The following is an 18586-nucleotide window of genomic DNA, read 5'->3' on the forward strand; positions in this document are numbered from 1 at the left end:
GCCCCCCAAACCCCGGGTTTACGCTCATCATACAAACAATATCGGTATATTCAAGAATGTCCTGGAGCAATTGAACAGGTGTATGCGGATTTATAGCAATTCCGGCCTTCATTCCCAGGTCTTTGATCTGCTGGATATTGCGGTGCAGGTGCGGGCAGGCTTCATAATGAACAATAAGATGGTCGGCTCCTGCTATTTTAAAATCGGCAGCATATCTGCCGGGCTCTTCAATCATTAAGTGCACATCGCAGGGTTTGTCCGTGGCTTTTCGTATTTTTTCAACCAGCGGCATCCCAAAGCTGATATTGGGCACAAAATGCCCGTCCATTATATCCAGGTGAAACCAGTCTGCTTCACTTTCGTTCAGCATATCGCATTCTTCCTGCAGCTTCAAAAAATTACAGGCTAATAAAGACGGAGCAATTATCGGCATTGAGTTGATTTGATTGGTTATTGATTGACGATTTCCAATTTGAAGTTACCGGGTAATTTAAAACAAACCATGTTTTTTCATTTTAACTGCTATACCTATTCTACCCTACACCTTCCAACCTAAACCCTTCCACCTTCTACCCTGTGCCCCCACCCTTTTGCCATAATTGCGGCTATTGCGCTTTATCTTCTTTAACCTGCCGTACCTCGGCCTCCATTTTGAGGTGATTGATGCTGACATTCAGTTCAAAGCCAATCAACAGGATCAGAGAGTTGAAGAAAAAGGAAGACATAAGTATGATCACAGTGCCTATTGAGCCGTATACTTTATTGTAGGTACCAAAATTATTAACCCAGTAGCTGAATAGTATAGTGAGAAGGATAATTAAAAAAGTGGCAAAGATCGTTCCGGGTGAGTTAACATTCCACTTTCTTTGTATTGCCGGCGCAAAACGGTATATCAGCCCTATGGCATAGTAAATCAATGCAACGATCACTACCCACCGCAACGAACCGATCCACCAGCGAATGGTGTCATTTTCTATACTCATCCAGCGCAGAACACTTCTCAGCATACTGCCCTGTGTAATCAGCAGCAGGATGGATGTCATGAATATCATGGCAATAAAAAAAGTGAGCTTCAACGCAGTGACCCTGTTCTGCAGAAAATTCCTTTTTTGCCTGTACATTACATGCAAAGACCGGTTAAACGAATTCATTATGCCAAGCATGGCATTGGAAGCAAAAAAGCCTGCCGTAATAAAGCCTATGGATAATAGTCCGCTACGGGGCTTTGTAAAATCAACAATAAAATCCCTCACCCATATATACGTATCCCGGTTGGGGGTAAGATCTCTTATTAACCGCAGCAGTTCTCTTACAAAATCCTGTTGCCCGGGAAGGTAGGGCACCAGGGTAAATAAAAAAATAAGAAAAGGGGGAATAGCCATTAAAAGGTTAAAAGATATGGCGGCCGCCCTGATATTCAATCCTTCCTTCTTGATCTGCCGAAGCAAAAACAATATTACATCATAAAGCGGTAAGCCTTTGAAGCCCGGCAGGATCAGTTGCTTTGATCTGGTTATTACAAAATCAACAGGCCGCGACGTTATAATAATGCGTTCAAGCTTCGTCATGTCATCTAAAATACTTATTTTATTTTTAAGCGGTTCAATGCTTTTTGGTAGGCTCTCGCATTCTTAAAATGTTCCGCATGCGTTACCGCAAAGGCATGATAGCCCGAAAAATCGGGTTTTGCACAGAAATAGAGATAGTTTGTAGTTGCCGCATTAAGCGTGGCATCAATTGTTTTTATGGATGGTGTGCATATCGGCCCCGGAGGCAACCCTGCATTCCTGTAAGTATTATAGGGAGATCCTGCACTTTGGCCGATCATTTTTAAGGTTACTCTTTTGGCAGCAAAATTCCGCGTTGCAAATTTTACGGTGGGGTCTGCGCCTAATGGCATGCCTTTATTTAAGCGGTTAATGTATACGCTCGCCATCAGGGGCATCTCATCATATTTATTGGTTTCTTCTTCAATTACCGATGCAAGAATATATACCTGCTGCGGTGTAAGCCCCAGCGCCCGTGCTTTCTGCAGCCTTTCTTCCTTCCAGAATTTTTTTTCCTCGTTGTAAAGCCTGTTAAACAATTTGGCCGCTGTGGTATTCCAAAAAAAAGTATAGGTATTGGGTATGATGGCTGTCATTACATTGCTGGTATCCAGCCCTTTATCCTCCAGCGCATCCATATTGTTAAGATAGCTTATTACAGCAGTTGAATCACATTCCAGTTGCCGCCCCGCCAAACGGGCAAAATCTTCTTTGGTTCTGAGCTTGGTTATAACAAGGTTTACCGGAGACTGCCTTCCATGGCGAAGCATTTGCACGATGCTCATAATACCCGTTCCCCTTTTTATTTCATACCTGCCGGCCTTGATTGTACGGGGAAGGTTCATTTTTTTAGCAACAAATGTAAAAATGCCGGGATCATTGATAACGCTGTCTTTTGTAAGCGTTTGCATCAAATTTTCAAAATTGCTTCCTGTTTTTACGTAGAGATAATATTTCTCCCCTTTGAAAGCAGTATTGGGGCCCATAATTTTCCAGGTCAGGACAATAATTACAATAAGAAGAAAAATTAAAAAAGGCAATACCAATCTTTTGAACATAGTCTTCCTGTGTTATTCTTAATAAACGTTTGAATATAAAAAAACCCTGCCGTAAACAACAGGGTCAATAAAATTTATTTAAAAATTGACTTATGGTTGAGGCTGTGCAGGAGTTTGTTCCGGCGTTGCCTGTTGCTGAGCCGGGGGGGCAATCGGCAAAGATTGTTGCTGCTGCTGGTTTGTATTGATCCCTTTGATAAACTGGTTGCCACCATCCCCGGAGCCCATAAACAAAGTGGAAAACAAGCACAACCCACCGATTATTACTGCAAAAATCCAGGTGCCCTTTTCCAGCACATCCGTTGTTTGCTTTACACCCATGAACTGGTTACTAAAGCCCGCAATACTTCCCGAAAGTCCTCCGCCTTTGGGATTTTGAACCAAAATAATAAGACTTATCACCACACTGCATATAATGATCAGGATCAAAAACAAAAGCGCCATATCAGGTTTCGTTTAATTTGGAAATTCTGGCTGCAAAATAAGCCCTTTTATTGGGATTGAGCAAACTTAATTTCTGATACACTTCTGCCGCTTTGCTCCTGAGTCCCTGCCTGGCATACACTTCAGCCATAGCCTCTGTTACCACATCTTCAAGTTCATTGGAGTGTTCGGCGATATGTTGTATAACAGTAGAGGTTTGGGAATCCATTTCCTCCTCCAGTTTCTCGGGATGGATCCGCTTCATAGTTTTAAGCCATTCGGTGAAGCTGCGTAATTTTTGGCTCAGCTTATCCTTACCGTCTTCATCTTTCAGCTTTATTCCCTGCGACGCAAAATAGTCAACAGCATATAAGGGTTCTATTGGAACAAGCGGCACATTTCCCGGATCGGATGATGAAGGAGAGCCGGATTTAACAAGGTTCCCGGATAAACTTTCCACCGGTAGCGCTGCTTCGGGCTTTTCAGGAACTGCATTGACCTCACCAGCATCCACATCAGGCTCACCTGCAGGGCTGTTTTTTTCCTGTTCCTGCTCTGCATCAACAGAATTGGATCCGGATATGACTTCTTCGGCCAAATGAGCAATAACCGTATCATTCTCCTTTGCGTGCTCTTCCGGTATGTCTGGCCCCGTTTCTACCAATTCCGCCGGTTTTTCTGCTGCCTCATCCCCGTATATAGCTTCGGGGAAAGATTCGGGTATCTCCTGTTCAATTTCCTCCTGTAGTTCGGCGGGAATTATTTCGGCGTTTGGAACCGGCTCCGTATCATTTCCTGCCTGTGAAGCGCCCGGAATGGCTTCTTTGTTGAAAGAAGGAATAGGTGCCTCATCCTCCGACTCGCCCTGTTCTGCCAAAAACGGGTCTTCTCCAGCTTCAACAACCGGCGGAACAAGCTCAAAATGATCCCCCGGCCTGTTTTCATTGGCACCTCCCTTTGGTTCGGTATTTAGCTCGTTATCAATTGGTTGCCCGGCATCATCTTCCCCGGGTACAACATCACTTTGCGGGGGTAAAATCTCCTCAGCCGGTTCTCTCACCTCTGCCCCGGCATTTGCAAAATCATCTTCATATGAGGCTGCTTCGTCGGATAACAACAAATCATTCAGCCAGTGCGGGTTACTGAAAAAAACAGCGGTTTTGGTGAGTTGTAGCTGGTATTGGTCATTGTTGACCTGTCTGTATTTTTTGGCCAGAATGTATTGAAGCGGTGCATAATAGGGATATTGCCGGACCAGTTGCTCCATTGCTGTTACATCTGCTTCTTCCAGCCTGCTTGTCTGGAAAAATTTTTGCAAAAAATTGTCCGTTTCCCGGTTCATCAGCATGAAGATACTATCCTTTACCAGTTTGAGAACACTTTGTTAAAAATATCATCCGACACATTTTTCAATATATCATCCATCAGACGGTTTTGTGCATCAGTAAAGCTGATGCTGGCCGAAAAGGGAAAATTTCTGGTGATATCCGTTTCAAAATCCTTCTTTTCATCCAGCCGGTTTTTGAATATAATATGTACCGTTACATTCAGGTTGTTGCTGGATGCCTGGCTCCCCGAAATCCCTGAAGTGTTTACCGAAAAATCTGTTATATAGCCCCCAATATCATAATGAGCGTCATCGCCATTGATGATGGTTAAACGGGTTTGCCCGGTTATCTTCTGCCGCAGCCTGTCTGTTAGCTGCGGGCTCAGCTGGGGATTGATGTACCTTGCCCTGTTTTCAATATATTGTACACTTACCGTTTTAACTTCGGGAGGTATACTTACGTCTTTAAAAGTATAATTGCAGGTAGCCTGAACCGATACTATGGCAGCTATCAGGAAGCAACTTCTTTTCAGCATCACTTTATTCATTAATGTCGTATTCTTTCAGCTTTCGGTATAAGGTTCTTTCGCTGATACCCAGGTCTGATGAAGCATCCTTTCGTTTGCCCCGGTGCTTTTTGAGCGCTTTAACGATCAACTCTTTTTCTTTATCCATAATGTTGAGCGACTCTTCTACTTCTTCATGATCATAAATATCATTGTTGTTGATCAGCACCGGCTGTGAAGGCTGAACCAGCGCAGGCGGCGCCGATGCGGCTTTTTCCCGTTCAACCGGCTGGTAATCGCCAAGCAGCGACTCCTTGGTATAAGCAGCCATAGCATTGGCCCGCTGCGGGTTCTGCAAAATATCAACAAACATCTTTTTCAGTTCCGTGACATCTTTTTTCATGTCAAAAAAAAGCTTGTACAATATTTCCCTTTCATTGGCAAACTCGGCATGTGATACGCTTCCGTTGCTTCCGGCCAACACAGGCATCCTGTTGGCATTGTGCTCGGGGAGGAATTGCCTTAATTGCCTTGCCGTTATTAATTTATCCTCGCTCAGTACCGATATCTGCTCTGCAATGTTCTTCAATTCCCTTACATTACCCGGCCAGGGATAATGAATTAACAGTTCTTTTGCTTCATCATCCAACTGTACCGAAGGTGTTTTATAGCGCTCGGCAAAATCAGCGGCAAATTTCCTGAACAAAAGAATAATATCTTCCTGCCGGTCTTTCAACGCCGGCACGCGTATGGGAACGGTATTCAAACGGTAGTACAGGTCCTGCCTGAACCTTCCTTTGTGCATGTATTCCAGTAAGTCTTTATTGGTTGCCGCAATAACCCTTACGTCTGTTTTTTGTACTTTAGATGACCCTACACGGATATACTCCCCGGCCTCTAAAACCCGCAGCAGGCGCGCCTGTGTGCCCAACGGCATTTCTCCTATTTCATCCAGGAATATTGTTCCGCCGTTTACGGTCTCAAAATATCCCTTGCGGCTGTCTACCGCTCCTGTAAACGATCCTTTTTCGTGCCCAAACAATTCCGAATCAATGGTGCCTTCAGGAATAGCGCCACAGTTTACTGCAATAAAAGGATTGTGCTTTCTTGAAGATAAGGTATGAATGATCTGGGAAAATACTTCCTTGCCCACGCCGCTTTCGCCATAAATGAGCACTGTCAGATCGGTGCTGGCAGCCTGCGCCGCCACCTGCAGCGCATAGCTCAATGCAGGCGAATTGCCTATGATCCCAAACCTGTTTTTTATTGATTGTATGTCCATTTTGTATGCGCTGTTAATACTTTGCAATTTTTATAAGAGCTCTCCCAGCAAGGTTGCTTTAGTACAATCTGTTACCTTTACTTTCACGTAATCGCCTTTATTGCAACCGGCGCTCTTTTTTGAAAAAACGATCACTTTGTTCTGTGAGGTCCTGCCCATCCAGTCCTGGTCGCTTTTTTTACTGTTGCCTTCTATTAATACCTCAAAAATTTTGCCCAGGTCTTTTTCATTGCTTTGTCTCGACAAACGGTTCTGCAGATCCACAATTTCCTGCAACCTTCTTTTTTTTACCGTTTCCGGAATATCATCTTTATACCTTCTTTGTGCCAGGGTGCCCGGTCTTTCGCTATAAAAAAACATGTAACTCAGGTCGTATCCGCTGTACTCCATCAATGATAAAGTATCCCGGTGGTCTTCTTCCGTTTCCGTACAAAACCCGGCTATAATATCGCTGCTGATACCGCAGCCCGGGATGATCTCACGAATGCGGTCAATTTTCGCCATATACCATTCGCGTGTATAGGTGCGGTTCATCATTTGCAATATGCGGGTTGAGCCGCTCTGAACGGGAAGATGTATGTACTTGCAGATATTTTCATACTTCTTTATAACATACAGCACATCATCCGTTATATCTTTGGGATGTGAAGTAGAAAAACGAACCCGCAACAATGGTGAAATTTGGGCTACCATTTCAAGCAAGGATGCAAAAGTCACTGCTCCGTTACCTGCATTGTTATCTGTTGCTTCAGGCGTAAAATAGTAGCTGTCTACGTTCTGCCCCAGCAGCGTTACTTCTTTATACCCGCGGTCAAACAAATCCCGGCATTCTTTTATTATTGAAAATGCATTCCTGCTTCTTTCCCTTCCACGCGTAAAAGGCACCACGCAAAAAGTACACATGTTATTGCAGCCGCGCATGATGCTTACAAAACCCGATACCCCGTTGCTGTTCAGGCGCACGGGTGAGATATCGGCGTACGTTTCTTCACGGCTCAGCAATACATTTACCGCTTTTTGCCCCCCTTCTGCTTCTTCTATTAAGCCGGGCAGGCTCCGGTATGCATCGGGGCCAACCACAATGTCAACCAATTGCTCTTCCTCAAGAAGCTTTGATTTTATTCTTTCGGCCATGCACCCCAGCACTCCTACCAGCAACCCGGGTTTGGCGGACTTTATTTTACGGAATTCGGTAAGCCGTTTGCGAACAGTTTGCTCTGCTTTTTCGCGGATAGAACAGGTATTAAGCAATACCAGGTCGGCTTCTTCAGCATTCCTTGTTGCACCAAACCCGGTATTGTACAGGATGGAGGCAACAATTTCACTGTCTGAAAAATTCATCTGGCAACCATAGCTTTCTATATAAAACTTCTTTTGATACTGCGCAGGATCGTTGATAAAGGGAGCATATGCTTCCCCCTGCCGGGACTCATCGTGTACTTTTTGTGTCAATACATCCAACATATTCTTTTCTGAACTTTTGAAGAGGCAAAGATAACCAAAAGGGATATTAAAAATGCCAGTTTGGCAGGAAATGTAACGAATTCCGGCATCAAAAAAAGGCCGCTTCAATTTTTAAAGCAGCCTCTTCAATTTATTTAACTGATCTAACAAGTGCTATTCACTCGTATATCTTACATTGTATTTTCCACCCGTTGTAGTTTCCTGGTTCGGGCCCCAGGTTCCAATAAAACGACGGTGCTTCAAATCCCCTACAGTAGAATATATTTTCGCATCGGCATCATTATAACGGTAGTGCGTTTTTAATTTTTTCGTATCGGCATTGTACTCCCATGTGCCGTAGGCCTTTTTTCCGTTAACTGTATCCGCGCTCTGGTCGTATACTACAATTTTCGAATCAGGCATTAACCTGAAAGCATAATCAATATTGGGTTCGTTAGAACCTGAACCATAATGACCAACATAATAACCGAGCATGGTTTGAGCGGTTAATGCGGGCAGATCTGCATCCGGATCCTTTTCTTCAGGCTTATCGTTCTTGTCTTTTTTGCAGGATAACAGCAGGGTGCAGGCAGCAACTACGGCTAACAGGAAAAATAAATTTCTTTTCATTATTATACGTTTAAGGTTTTACAAATATATATATTTAAAATGCCGGAGTGAGATATTAAAAAAATGAATTAACAATAATCAAAAAAACCAACGATCATATTTTCTGCCCTGTCATCCGTTCGGATACGTCCTTCAACGACGAAAAAACAGCGTCAGTCGTTGCATCCGGCAATACCGGTGCAGAACGGTTAGATGCTATGAAAAAAGTATAGCCGCCCAATTTTTTACCAAATATCATGTCATTCATTGTATTTCCGATCATTAAGGAGCGCTTAAAATCAATTTCAGGAAATTCTTTTTTCGCCTGTAAGCCCATCCCGGGATTGGGTTTCCTGTTCGGGCTCTCACTTTCCATATCAATGCAATAGTAAATTTTATCTATCCTGCCACCATTCGCCTCAATTGAACCGAGCATATTGAGATGAATATCTTTCAGATCCCGCTCTGTCATCAAACCTTTGCTAACACCCCGTTGATTGGTAACGATAAAGATCCGTCCAAACCTTTCTGCAAAAACTTTTAATGCTTCCAATACACCGTCATAAAATCTGAAATCTTCCCAGCGGGTAATATACAAACCCACTGTTTCATGATTGATCACTCCATCGCGGTCTAAGAACAAAGTCCAGCGCTTATCAATTTTCCGCAGATCAATCATTTCGTATGGTTTTTATCATTATTTAACACAAATCCTTAATTCTCAATTACCGCGTTTGTTCCCGGCGGGCAGTTCAACCTGGGCTCTGCTGTAGTCTTCAGGTATGCCAATATCAATAAAATATTCGTTTGCTGCCATACCAAATATTGTTCCCTCCTTATAAAACCGTTCGAGATATTCCTTCTCAAATGAAAATTTATAAGGCAGCTCTTTTTGCAGGAATGCGGGAATATTTAGCACATAAATGCCGCCGTTTATAAGCCCCTGGTCAAAATACCGCTTTTCTGTGAAGCTTTCCACCGACTGATCCTCATTGAGTTGTACTGCGCCATAACGGCTAAATGTCTCCATGGGTTTTAATGCCAGTGTGCATTGTGCATTTTTTCGGGCATGAAAGGCAGCTAACGACTGCATGTCAATGCAGAATAAGGTATCGCCATTGGCAACTATTATATCCGGTTCGCTGGTTTTTGAGCAGGCCAACCGGATCGCGCCACCCGTACCAAGTGGTTCATTTTCAACAGAAAGTTCATAATTGCCCGCAGGAAGAAGGGTATGCAGAAAGGACTCAAAGGCTTCACTTTTATATCCCAAAGCAAATACAAAACGTTGGATACCCTGTGCCCGGAAGTGGTTAACAACATAGGCAATGAACGGCACACCGTTTACAGGCGCCATGCATTTGGGAAGATCGGGTACAGCGCTACGCAAGCGTGTACCCAATCCTCCTGCAAGAATTATGGCTTCAGTAATGCTCCGCGGCATACATCAATAAAAATTAAAGTAATGGTATCATTTACCGCCAAAATATTTTTCTTCCACCAACTGGCAAATAATATGACCCAGCAGAATATGTGCTTCCTGGATGCGGGGAGTGTCTGTTGATGGCACATTAACCAGGTAGTCGCTAATATCTTTCATTTTGCCCCCGCCCGTTCCCGTAAATCCAATGGTGATCATGCCATTGGATCTGGCCTGCTCAAACGCCAGTACAATATTTTTAGAATTACCTGAAGTAGACAATCCCACCAGCACATCGCCTTTGTTGCCCAGGCCTTTAATAAGACGCGAATAAATCACATCATAGCTGTAATCGTTGGCTACCGCTGTAAGGTATGAAGTGTTGGTATGCAATGCTTCTGCGGGTAATGCGTCCCTGTCTATATAAAAACGACCGCTGAACTCCGCGGCCAGATGCTGGGCATCGGCAGCGCTGCCTCCATTCCCGCAAAACAATACCTTATTGCCCTGCCGGAAAGCTTTTGTTATCACTTCTGTTACGGTTTCCACCGTTTGCAATAATGTTTCATCGGCCCATACCTGCCGCTTCACTGCCATTGATGCAGCAACAATATCTTTTATTTTGCTCAACATGATTTTTTGTTTAAAAGATTAGCACCCCAAATCATTCCCTGATCATCAAACAACCCATGTACTCAATCCGTTTTTGGTGAAGGTATACTGTTTTACTTCTCCTCCAAACCCGAGCAGGGTTTCAATTACCTGGTAACGTGTATTTCCCGGGCAATAAAATATCATAAATCCGCCACCCCCGGCGCCGGATATTTTTGCACCGGATGCGCCTGCTTTTTTTGCAGCGTCATATATCTCTTCTATAAGCGGGTTGGAAATATTGGCTGCCATTTTTCTTTTCTGCTGAAACCCAAAATCCAGTATCTCGCCAATTTCGTTAAGTCTTCCTTTCAGCAAGGCTTCTTTCATTCTCCGGCTTTGTTCTTTCAGCTGGTGCATCGCTTCTATAGAGCTCTCCTTTTTTTGCTGCACATTTTTCTGCTGCTCTTTAATAATAGTAGCCGATTCCCTGCTGGAAGCGGTATAAAATAATACTAAATTATTTTCCAGTTCGCTCAGGTATTCGGCTTTGATGCGCAACGGGTTAACGATCACTTTATCTTCTTCATAAAACTCCATATAGTTAACACCGCCAAAGGTAGCCGCATACTGGTCCTGCCGTCCCCCTGCCAGCGCCAGGTCATTGCGTTCTATCTCGTATGCATAATGCGCAATGTCGTATTCACCCAATGGCAGCTTCAGCATTTCGGCAAATGCGCCAATAACAGCCACCACCAATGTAGAAGAAGTACCCAGTCCTGAACCGGCAGGGGTATCCGCAAAGGTTTGCAATTTGAAGCCATTAACCGGCACGCCGTAATCTTCCCGTATGCGGTTATACACTCCTTTCAACAAATCGAGCTTGCCGTTTACAGGCAGTGTTTTGCTGCATTCATATTGCAATGTTTCTTTCCTGTCGGCTGCTTCCAGAACAATGATCTCTTCATCCAGGGGCTCAATATTGGCATATGCATACAGTGAAACGGTAGCATTAAGGATCGCTCCCCCAAATAAATCGCAATACGGGCTCACGTCTGTTCCTCCTCCCGCTAACCCGATGCGCAATGGCGCCTTGCTTCTGTAGATCATTGCAGGTAATACTTTATATAAGTACAAATGTAAGCCGAATTTTTTCCTATCCCCACCCGTGCCGTTGAGACCGAAACATCGAACTCCTAAAACCCGTTAGGACTGCTCAGCGCCAGCTCAACCCGGCAGTCCTTACAGGCTGCTGATTTTCACTCACCGCTTCAATTGCTTCAACCATATTATCCCAGGTATATTTATTCTTTTCTTCGCGCAGTCCGGGAATAAAATGGTCTTCACCTGTTTTGTAGAACTCCATTATTTTTTCAGCTATGGAAGCAGCATCGGGTTCGGCCACTAAACCTGCTTTACCATCGGGCACCATAGCGGTCAGCCCGCCCACATTGGTTACGATCATCGGTTTTTCGAAGTGGTAAGCCAGCGGTGTTACACCACTCTGGGTGGCATTCCGGTAAGGCTGAATCACCACGTCAGCAGCACAGAGGTAATATTTTACTTCGCTGTCGGGAACAAAATCCGTTTTTAATATCAACACGTCTTCAATGTTGTTGTCTTTAATTTGCCGCAGGTAAGACTTATCATCTTCATAAAATTCACCTGCTATCAAAAGCTTAACCGGCAGTAAACCCCGGCTCACAGATTGTTCTTTCACTATTTTCATAGCATCCAGCAATATGTCTAACCCCTTGTAATTGCGGATAAATCCGAAAAACAGCGCAATCCTGTCATTGGGGTCAATGCCTAATTTAAGCCGGGCCTCTTCTTTGCTTACTTTCTCCCCAAAATTATCGTACAAAGGATGAGGAACGAACTGTGTGGGCTTTCCAGGTTCAATAGTGCGCAGATCACCCAGCACTTTTTCGCTCATCGTAATAAAGGAATCCACAGGTTTTAAAAAATACCGCGTAAAAGCAGCGTCACCCGGTCTTTTTTCGTGTGGTATGATATTATCTGCAATACATACAATTTTAATATGCCTGTTTTTTTTTGCGATCCTTAAAATCGTACCCAGGCAGGGCCCCATGAAAGGGAGCCAGTACCTTACTACAATAATATCCGGAGAAAATTTTTTCAGTTCCCTGCCCACACTGTACCAGTTAAAAGGATTAACGGAATTGATGCGAACATGTATGTTCAGTGCGGCAGGCGGTGGTCCCGAAGCATATTGTGTGGTGCCGGGAAAGAGAAAACCGGGGTATTGTAACGAGAAGGTATAAATATGTGTATCATATCCCTGTTGTTGAAATGCTTTGGCCAACCGCTCATCGTATGAAGCCAATCCCCCGCGCAAAGGATATGCGGGACCAATGATGACAATTCTTTTTTGCATTATCGCTTAATATATACAAATCAAATCCCCAGTTTTTTTTCAACCAGGTAACTGTTGCGTTCCGGGGAATTCCGGGCAATAAGCTCTCCTATAAATCCTGCTAAAAAAAGCTGCGAACCCAGTAAAAGCAAGGTTAATGCAAGAAAAAAGGCCGGACGGTTGGTTAACGCATATTCAGGATCAGCAAACTTGCTGATGATAAGATAAACACTGAGGAGAAGTCCGATAAAGAAACATGCAGTACCCCATGAACCGAAAAAATGCATAGGGCGCTTTCCAAACCTGCCCACAAACATAATAGATGCCAGGTCGAGAAACCCGTTGATAAAACGTTCCCACCCAAACTTGGTAACGCCATATTTACGCGGGCGGTGCTCTACTACTTTTTCGCCGATCCTTTTAAACCCCGCCCATTTGGCCAATACCGGGATATAACGGTGCATTTCGCCATATACCTCTATGCTTTTTACAACTTTATTTTTATATGCCTTTAACCCGCAATTAAAATCATGCAAAGGTATTTTAGACATGCGGCGGGTTACCGCATTAAAAAATTTTGAAGGAATATTTTTAGTGAGTGTGCTGTCATACCTTTTCTTTTTCCAGCCGCTAACCATATCATATCCATCTTCTGCTATCATCTTCCTCAGCCCGGGTATTTCATCCGGACTGTCCTGCAGATCCGCATCCATAGTGATCACCACTTCCCCCTGCGCTGCTCTGAAGCCCTCATTCAGTGCGGCGCTCTTACCATAGTTGCGTTGAAATTTGATACCTTTTATACAGGAGTGAGCTATGCTCAATTGTTCAATAACAGCCCATGACCCGTCTGTGCTCCCATCATCAACCAAAATAATTTCATACGAGAAGCCGTTTTCTTCTATTATTCTTTGGATCCAGGCACACAACTCAGGCAACGACTCTTCTTCATTGAATAATGGAATAACAACGCTGATGTTCATGCAGAAAAATTAACAATATTATTGAGCAACCGTTGGGAACTCCGGCTTTTTCTTTTTAATGATGGCAGCGATAATGAGACTTATTACGAACCAGAAAATACAAAAGAATGCGGTTCCAAGCATTTGTTTACCAAAGCTATAGTTGTTGCCTTTCATCATATCTTCTGTTGTTTTATCAATCTGCTCCTGGCTCGCGCCGAATTTTTGCATCATTTGCTGTGTTTTTTCCGCTGTTTCCTGGGTGAGTGCCTCGCGGAACGGAACATCAATAAAATTAAACAGCAGGTAACTGAACAAGGTACTGATTACTGTGCCTATCACAAAAGTGGTAAACACTACTTTCAGAGCAGCGGCGAAGTCAAGATAGCCGTCGTTGAGCTTTTTTTGTCTTAACCCGGCCAGTATAGCAATTATTACAGGTATTAAAAATCCTGCATAGGCTATGGGATGTACAAACCACTTTACGCCTCCCAGATATAGTAACAGGCTAAAAATTACTGATGCCAACCCGGATATCAGTCCGTAAGTAAGACCTACATTTGCTTGTTTATTTTCCATGATTGCAGTTTTGGATAAAAAATCAGGTGTTCAAAAATACCTTCTCTCCGTTAATTATCCCAATTACCTTTCCTTTAAGTTCTTTCCCGGTGAATGGAGAATTTTTAGATTTCGACTGAATCCGGGCTTCTTCAAAGCGGTATTTTATACCCGGGTTAAACAAAGTGAGGTCTGCAGGGCTTCCTTCCTGCAATGTTGCAGCAGGCAATCCAAAAATTTTACGCGGGTTGGTGCTGCACAATTCCACCCAGCGGCCGGCGCCGATACCTGCGGCTCCGGCTACACCGAAAGCCGTTTCGAGCCCTATCATACCATATCCCGCATATTCAAACTCGCAGGTCTTGCTGTCCCATTCCTGCGGGAAATGATGTGAGGCGATGCAATCAATCCACCCGTTATTAACGGCTTCAAGCAATGCCTGCCTGTTCTTAGGAGTGCGCAAAGGTGGGTTTACTTTAAGGTTGGTATCGTAATTCACAAGATCTTCATCGCTGAAAAAAAGATGGTAGGGAGCAACAGAGCAGCTCACCTGTAAACCTTTTTCTTTGGCTTTTTTAATATGATCAACCGAGGTACCGGTGCTTATGCCTGTAAAATGCAGCCTGGATGCCGTATATGCTATCAATTCAATATCTCTCGCCACCATCATTTCTTCCGCTATGACCGGTTTACCGGGTAAACCCAGCCGGGTAGAAACAACCCCTTCATTCATTAATCCATGTGTGCCAATGCTCTTATCCTGCGGCACCTGTATCAGCACTCCTCCAAAAGCCTTTATATACTGCAGGGCTTTTAATAAAACGCCGGCAGACTGCACAGCATTGATCCCATCGCTGAAAGCGATAGCACCGCTGGCGAACATATCATACATTTCGGCAAGATCCTTCCCTTCAGCATTTTTAGAAACGGCACCTATAGGATGGATGTTTACAGGTAAGGCTCTGCTCTTTTCTTTAATATACTCTACCTGCGATTTGCTGTGCACTACAGGGTTTGTATTGGGAAGCACAAACACATGCGTATATCCGCCTGCAGCAGCCGCTTTTGCACCCGTTTGAAGGGTTTCCTTAAATTCATACCCCGGATCGCAGAAATGCGAGAAAATATCGACCCATCCCGGCGAAATCTGCAACCCTTCATGTTCAATAACGGTATCTGCCTTTTCTGTGATATTATCTGCTATACGAATGATGATCCCACCGGTAATTAAAATATCCTTTTGTTGTCCGTTGAATGGAGAACCGGGCTGTGTAATAATGGCTTTGCGAATGAGGATAGTCATTGTGAAAAGTTCAGCGAAGATAAAAGCTATTTATTGATTTTTTGAAATTGGAATTTTGAGTTACTTTTGCTGCCCGTTAATACGTTCGGGACGTAGCGCAGCCCGGTAGCGCACTTGCATGGGGTGCAAGGGGTCGCTAGTTCGAATCTAGTCGTCCCGACTAATGCAAAACCGCATTCTTAAAAAGATTGCGGTTTTTGTTTTTGTATACTCTTCAATTAAATATTAATGCTGAAGTGGCGCAGACCCGTAGCGCATCCCGCCATAAGCGGGAGGGTTGCAGGTTCGAATCTGGTCATCCCGGGAAAGCAGAATCGTCTTTATCTTTAAAGGGGTTGTTTCATTGAGTTGAAGCAACCTGTATTTATTTATACAACTCCGGAATATTTCTCAAACTTTTTAATATATCGGCTTCTGCTGATCTTTTATCTTTCCGCCAGTTATTAAGAGCAGGGATGTATTTCCTATTTCCACTCATCAAAAACATACACTTCATACCAATTCTCTCCCACGTCATCTATATACAATCTTTTATCTCTTGCTTTACCCTTATGCTTCTGCGTGATGTTTTTTCTCCTGACACTTGCATTTTTCGACATAAGATACCGATAGATCTCCCCGGTATAGCTGAGCGTTTCAGCGCTACCTTCATGCAGCAGAATGACATCAGGATAATCCGGGATAATCCAGTCAATATACTGCTTATCCGCCTCGTTGAGCACTCTGGCAAATGCAGGTAAATACTCAACGGCCTGCGGTAAATCAGGAGCGACAATGTTCTGCCTTTTTGCTGTATTACCGGTATCATTCGTAAAAACGGTATCTGCCGGCAATGTGGAAGACCGATCCCGGTTCGACGCCGATGGATTACAGCTACCGGCAAGCATCACAGCCCCCATAAGTAATATAAATAGTATTGTGTTGTTCTTTCCCCGCTTCATATATCTGTGGGGCTGTCTCAAAAGTTATGTTTTGCCACTCAAACCCGCCTGAACCGGACGGGGGCAGGCACTAAAACACGAAGAAAATAAAATCTGAAGATCAGGACTTCGTGTCTTAGAGGCTTAATGGCATATCTTCTATACTGGCCTTTTGAGACAACCTCTTTTTTGAACGAAGATAATGGTACAATCCATTCCACAGATGCTTAATAAAAGGAAAAGGAGGCATGCATGCTGAAAGATTTTATTGCAGAACCTACTATGATAACCAAAGGGTTGCTCATGCCGGATATTGAATGTTTATGCCCAATATCCCATCAACAAAAAATAGCCATTGGTACCAGCAGGACCGTACATCGGGAGAAATATCTGTAACAACATGCCGCGCATTCCAATTTTAAAATATCCGGGCTTTGAATATTCATTTGCTTCCCCCTCTTGTATTCCGGATATGGAATATAGTTTTCTTGGACTGAAATTGGCGATCTGTTAACTTGCAGCAGTAACAGGCAGTTATGCTTCAAAAACTATTTATACGGAACTACGCCATTATTGAATCGGTTGAAATTGAGTTTTCAGACAAACTCAATATTATTACCGGCGAAACAGGTGCCGGCAAGAGCATTCTGGTAGGCGCCCTTGGGCTGATACTGGGTGAAAGAGCCGACAGTTCGGTATTGTTCAATGCCACGCAAAAATGCATTGTTGAGGGAAGCTTTTTTATTGGCGGCAGAAGCGACCTTCAAAAGATTTTACAACAAAATGACCTGGACGCGGATGAAGAAATAGTGATAAGGAGAGAGGTTGCTTCCACGGGCAAATCAAGGGCCTTCATCAATGATACACCCGTAACGCTATCCCGGCTCAAACAATTCACATCCCTGCTGGTTGACCTGCATCAGCAGTTTGATACACTGGAGCTGGGAGACAGTGATTTTCAACGGGAGGTAATTGACGCCCTGGCAGCTCATACTCCTCTTTTGAAGCAATACCAGGAGGCGTATGCGCAATACAGTGCCACGCAAAAATCACTCGCCTCTGCCAAGGAGCAGCAGGCATCCTCCAACAAAGAGCTCGACTATTACACTTTTTTGTACACCGAATTAGAGGATGCACAATGGAAGGAAAATGAGCTGGAAACATTAGACGCCGAACTGAAACTGCTGGGGAATGCAGAAAATATAAAATCAGTGCTCGACAAGATCAGTTACCAGCTAAACGAAGGAGAGCAACCGCTGGTGCAGCAGCTAAAAGGGGTAAGCAACCAGTTGCAATCCCTGCACGATTTTCACGAAGCCATTCCGGGTTTGGTACAACGGCTTCAATCGGCACAAATTGAACTGCGCGATATAACAGATGAAATAGAACATATAAATACCGGGGTCCGTTTCGATGAAGAAAGGATACAGGTGGTAAGCGACAGGCTTGCGCTGGGATATAAATTGTTGAAGAAACACGGCGTTCAAACCACCAACGAATTACTGGTCATTCAAAGCAACCTGCAACAACAATTGGATAAGGTTTTGAATCTGGATACGGAGGTCGCCGGGCTGGGAAAAAAAGCGGCGGCACAATTACTGCACGCACAGCAACTGGCGCAAACCTTAACGGCTAACCGTCAAAAGCAGGCTGCCCCTCTTGAGAAAAAAACAGAAAAGCTGCTTGCGCAGGTGGGGATGCCCAATGCGCGGATAAAAATAACCATCAGCCCGGCAGATTTAAACAGTACAGGCGGCGATGCCATTGAATTTTTATTTGACGCCAACAGGAGCAACCGGTTTGAACCTTTACGTAAAGTGGCCAGCGGTGGTGAGCTAAGCCGCTTAATGCTCTGCATCAAATCGCTGGTTGCGGCATCTGTTCAGCTGCCCACGCTTATTTTCGACGAAATAGATACCGGCATCAGCGGGGAGGCCGCCAGGCAGGTGGGCATCATTATGAAAGATCTCGGTCAATCGCACCAGGTGATCGCTATTACACACCAGCCCCAGATAGCCGCCAAAGCAGATGCTCACTTTTTTGTGTATAAAAATGAAAAAGACAAAAAAATAAATACCCGCATAAAACTTTTATCGGCAGAAGAAAGGGTAGATACCGTTGCACAAATGCTGAGCGGCAAAAAGCCCACAGCTTCCGCGCTTGAAAATGCAAGGGAGATGATGGGCCGATGAAGCTTATGGCTTGGGATTTGAAATTTATTTGGTTCTTGTGATTTGGTTCTTATTATTTGTTCCCCGGT

At 44.1% G+C, this 18586-nt stretch carries 19 protein-coding genes and 1 tRNA gene; 2 read left to right on the forward strand and 18 right to left on the reverse strand.

Annotated features, from left to right (window positions below; translation table 11 throughout):
• The 17 genes from PLH26_RS10660 to PLH26_RS10740 all read right to left on the reverse strand — a co-directional run.
• A partial coding sequence (locus tag PLH26_RS10660) for a ribulose-phosphate 3-epimerase (RefSeq protein ID WP_324586000.1) occupies positions 1–433 on the reverse strand: 433 nt, incomplete at its 3' end.
• Between the two features lie 172 nt (positions 434–605).
• Positions 606–1568: a YihY/virulence factor BrkB family protein gene (locus tag PLH26_RS10665; protein WP_324586001.1), complete on the reverse strand. Its 963-nt coding sequence runs from the start codon at positions 1566–1568 to the stop codon at positions 606–608.
• A gap of 14 nt (positions 1569–1582) precedes the next feature.
• Complete coding sequence (mltG, locus tag PLH26_RS10670; protein ID WP_324586002.1) at positions 1583–2605, reverse strand: endolytic transglycosylase MltG; 1023 nt, start codon at positions 2603–2605, stop codon at positions 1583–1585.
• Between the two features lie 90 nt (positions 2606–2695).
• On the reverse strand, positions 2696–3049 hold the full coding sequence (gene secG / locus PLH26_RS10675) for a preprotein translocase subunit SecG (RefSeq protein ID WP_324586003.1): 354 nt from the start codon (positions 3047–3049) through the stop codon (positions 2696–2698).
• A gap of 1 nt (position 3050) precedes the next feature.
• On the reverse strand, positions 3051–4370 hold the full coding sequence (locus PLH26_RS10680) for a DUF8458 domain-containing protein (RefSeq protein ID WP_324586004.1): 1320 nt from the start codon (positions 4368–4370) through the stop codon (positions 3051–3053).
• 20 nt (positions 4371–4390) lie between these two features.
• Entirely contained in the window at positions 4391–4903 is a 513-nt protein-coding gene (gene lptE, locus PLH26_RS10685; protein ID WP_324586005.1) for an LPS assembly lipoprotein LptE, read from the reverse strand.
• Positions 4896–6143, reverse strand: coding sequence for a sigma-54 interaction domain-containing protein (locus tag PLH26_RS10690; RefSeq protein WP_324586006.1), 1248 nt, complete (start codon positions 6141–6143; stop codon positions 4896–4898). The genes lptE and PLH26_RS10690 overlap by 8 nt, the downstream gene beginning before the upstream one ends.
• A gap of 30 nt (positions 6144–6173) precedes the next feature.
• Positions 6174–7607, reverse strand: a complete 1434-nt coding sequence (gene miaB / locus PLH26_RS10695) for a tRNA (N6-isopentenyl adenosine(37)-C2)-methylthiotransferase MiaB (RefSeq protein ID WP_324586007.1) — start codon at positions 7605–7607, stop codon at positions 6174–6176.
• 153 nt (positions 7608–7760) lie between these two features.
• Positions 7761–8216, reverse strand: a complete 456-nt coding sequence (locus tag PLH26_RS10700; RefSeq protein ID WP_324586008.1) for a hypothetical protein — start codon at positions 8214–8216, stop codon at positions 7761–7763.
• Between the two features lie 94 nt (positions 8217–8310).
• A complete protein-coding gene (locus PLH26_RS10705) occupies positions 8311–8874 on the reverse strand; it encodes a D-glycero-alpha-D-manno-heptose-1,7-bisphosphate 7-phosphatase (RefSeq protein ID WP_324586009.1) in 564 nt (187 codons plus the stop codon).
• 42 nt (positions 8875–8916) lie between these two features.
• Positions 8917–9639, reverse strand: coding sequence for a nucleotidyltransferase family protein (locus PLH26_RS10710; protein ID WP_324586010.1), 723 nt, complete (start codon positions 9637–9639; stop codon positions 8917–8919).
• A gap of 27 nt (positions 9640–9666) precedes the next feature.
• Entirely contained in the window at positions 9667–10248 is a 582-nt protein-coding gene (locus PLH26_RS10715) for a D-sedoheptulose-7-phosphate isomerase (protein WP_324586011.1), read from the reverse strand.
• A gap of 45 nt (positions 10249–10293) precedes the next feature.
• The gene (locus PLH26_RS10720; protein ID WP_324586012.1) at positions 10294–11316 is read right to left on the reverse strand and encodes a GHMP family kinase ATP-binding protein; all 1023 of its coding nucleotides are present in this window, start codon (positions 11314–11316) and stop codon (positions 10294–10296) included.
• A gap of 106 nt (positions 11317–11422) precedes the next feature.
• Positions 11423–12604 (reverse strand): glycosyltransferase, encoded by a 1182-nt coding sequence (locus PLH26_RS10725; protein ID WP_324586013.1) that lies wholly within the window; start codon positions 12602–12604, stop codon positions 11423–11425.
• Positions 12605–12624: 20 nt separating this feature from the next.
• Positions 12625–13566, reverse strand: a complete 942-nt coding sequence (locus tag PLH26_RS10730; protein WP_324586014.1) for a glycosyltransferase family 2 protein — start codon at positions 13564–13566, stop codon at positions 12625–12627.
• Between the two features lie 18 nt (positions 13567–13584).
• Positions 13585–14124, reverse strand: coding sequence for a DUF4199 domain-containing protein (locus tag PLH26_RS10735; RefSeq protein WP_324586015.1), 540 nt, complete (start codon positions 14122–14124; stop codon positions 13585–13587).
• 22 nt (positions 14125–14146) lie between these two features.
• On the reverse strand, positions 14147–15406 hold the full coding sequence (locus PLH26_RS10740; RefSeq protein ID WP_324586016.1) for a dihydroorotase: 1260 nt from the start codon (positions 15404–15406) through the stop codon (positions 14147–14149).
• 86 nt (positions 15407–15492) lie between these two features.
• Here PLH26_RS10740 and PLH26_RS10745 point away from each other — a divergent pair.
• Positions 15493–15566 (forward strand) — tRNA-Pro (locus PLH26_RS10745).
• A 304-nt stretch (positions 15567–15870) separates the two neighbouring features.
• Here PLH26_RS10745 and PLH26_RS10750 read toward each other — a convergent pair.
• On the reverse strand, positions 15871–16368 hold the full coding sequence (locus PLH26_RS10750) for a hypothetical protein (protein ID WP_324586017.1): 498 nt from the start codon (positions 16366–16368) through the stop codon (positions 15871–15873).
• Between the two features lie 494 nt (positions 16369–16862).
• On the opposite strand from PLH26_RS10750, the gene recN reads away from it, so the two are divergent.
• On the forward strand, positions 16863–18518 hold the full coding sequence (gene recN / locus PLH26_RS10755) for a DNA repair protein RecN (protein ID WP_324586018.1): 1656 nt from the start codon (positions 16863–16865) through the stop codon (positions 18516–18518).
• Positions 18519–18586 lie beyond the last annotated feature (68 nt).

The organism is Agriterribacter sp., assembly GCF_035444585.1.
GTDB lineage: Bacteria > Bacteroidota > Bacteroidia > Chitinophagales > Chitinophagaceae > Agriterribacter.

Bases quoted from the DNA above. Each gene is read 5' to 3' on its own strand.
- lptE (WP_324586005.1), bottom strand. From the start codon at position 4,903: ATGAATAAAGTGATGCTGAAAAGAAGTTGCTTCCTGATAGCTGCCATA.
- recN (WP_324586018.1), top strand. From the start codon at position 16,863: ATGCTTCAAAAACTATTTATACGGAACTACGCCATTATTGAATCGGTT.
- PLH26_RS10735 (WP_324586015.1), bottom strand. From the start codon at position 14,124: ATGGAAAATAAACAAGCAAATGTAGGTCTTACTTACGGACTGATATCC.
- PLH26_RS10665 (WP_324586001.1), bottom strand. From the start codon at position 1,568: ATGACGAAGCTTGAACGCATTATTATAACGTCGCGGCCTGTTGATTTT.
- PLH26_RS10705 (WP_324586009.1), bottom strand. From the start codon at position 8,874: ATGATTGATCTGCGGAAAATTGATAAGCGCTGGACTTTGTTCTTAGAC.
- mltG (WP_324586002.1), bottom strand. From the start codon at position 2,605: ATGTTCAAAAGATTGGTATTGCCTTTTTTAATTTTTCTTCTTATTGTA.
- PLH26_RS10715 (WP_324586011.1), bottom strand. From the start codon at position 10,248: ATGTTGAGCAAAATAAAAGATATTGTTGCTGCATCAATGGCAGTGAAG.
- PLH26_RS10730 (WP_324586014.1), bottom strand. From the start codon at position 13,566: ATGAACATCAGCGTTGTTATTCCATTATTCAATGAAGAAGAGTCGTTG.
- PLH26_RS10720 (WP_324586012.1), bottom strand. From the start codon at position 11,316: ATGATCTACAGAAGCAAGGCGCCATTGCGCATCGGGTTAGCGGGAGGA.
- PLH26_RS10710 (WP_324586010.1), bottom strand. From the start codon at position 9,639: ATGCCGCGGAGCATTACTGAAGCCATAATTCTTGCAGGAGGATTGGGT.
- secG (WP_324586003.1), bottom strand. From the start codon at position 3,049: ATGGCGCTTTTGTTTTTGATCCTGATCATTATATGCAGTGTGGTGATA.
- PLH26_RS10725 (WP_324586013.1), bottom strand. From the start codon at position 12,604: ATGCAAAAAAGAATTGTCATCATTGGTCCCGCATATCCTTTGCGCGGG.
- PLH26_RS10700 (WP_324586008.1), bottom strand. From the start codon at position 8,216: ATGAAAAGAAATTTATTTTTCCTGTTAGCCGTAGTTGCTGCCTGCACC.
- PLH26_RS10690 (WP_324586006.1), bottom strand. From the start codon at position 6,143: ATGGACATACAATCAATAAAAAACAGGTTTGGGATCATAGGCAATTCG.
- miaB (WP_324586007.1), bottom strand. From the start codon at position 7,607: ATGTTGGATGTATTGACACAAAAAGTACACGATGAGTCCCGGCAGGGG.
- PLH26_RS10740 (WP_324586016.1), bottom strand. From the start codon at position 15,406: ATGACTATCCTCATTCGCAAAGCCATTATTACACAGCCCGGTTCTCCA.
- PLH26_RS10680 (WP_324586004.1), bottom strand. From the start codon at position 4,370: ATGAACCGGGAAACGGACAATTTTTTGCAAAAATTTTTCCAGACAAGC.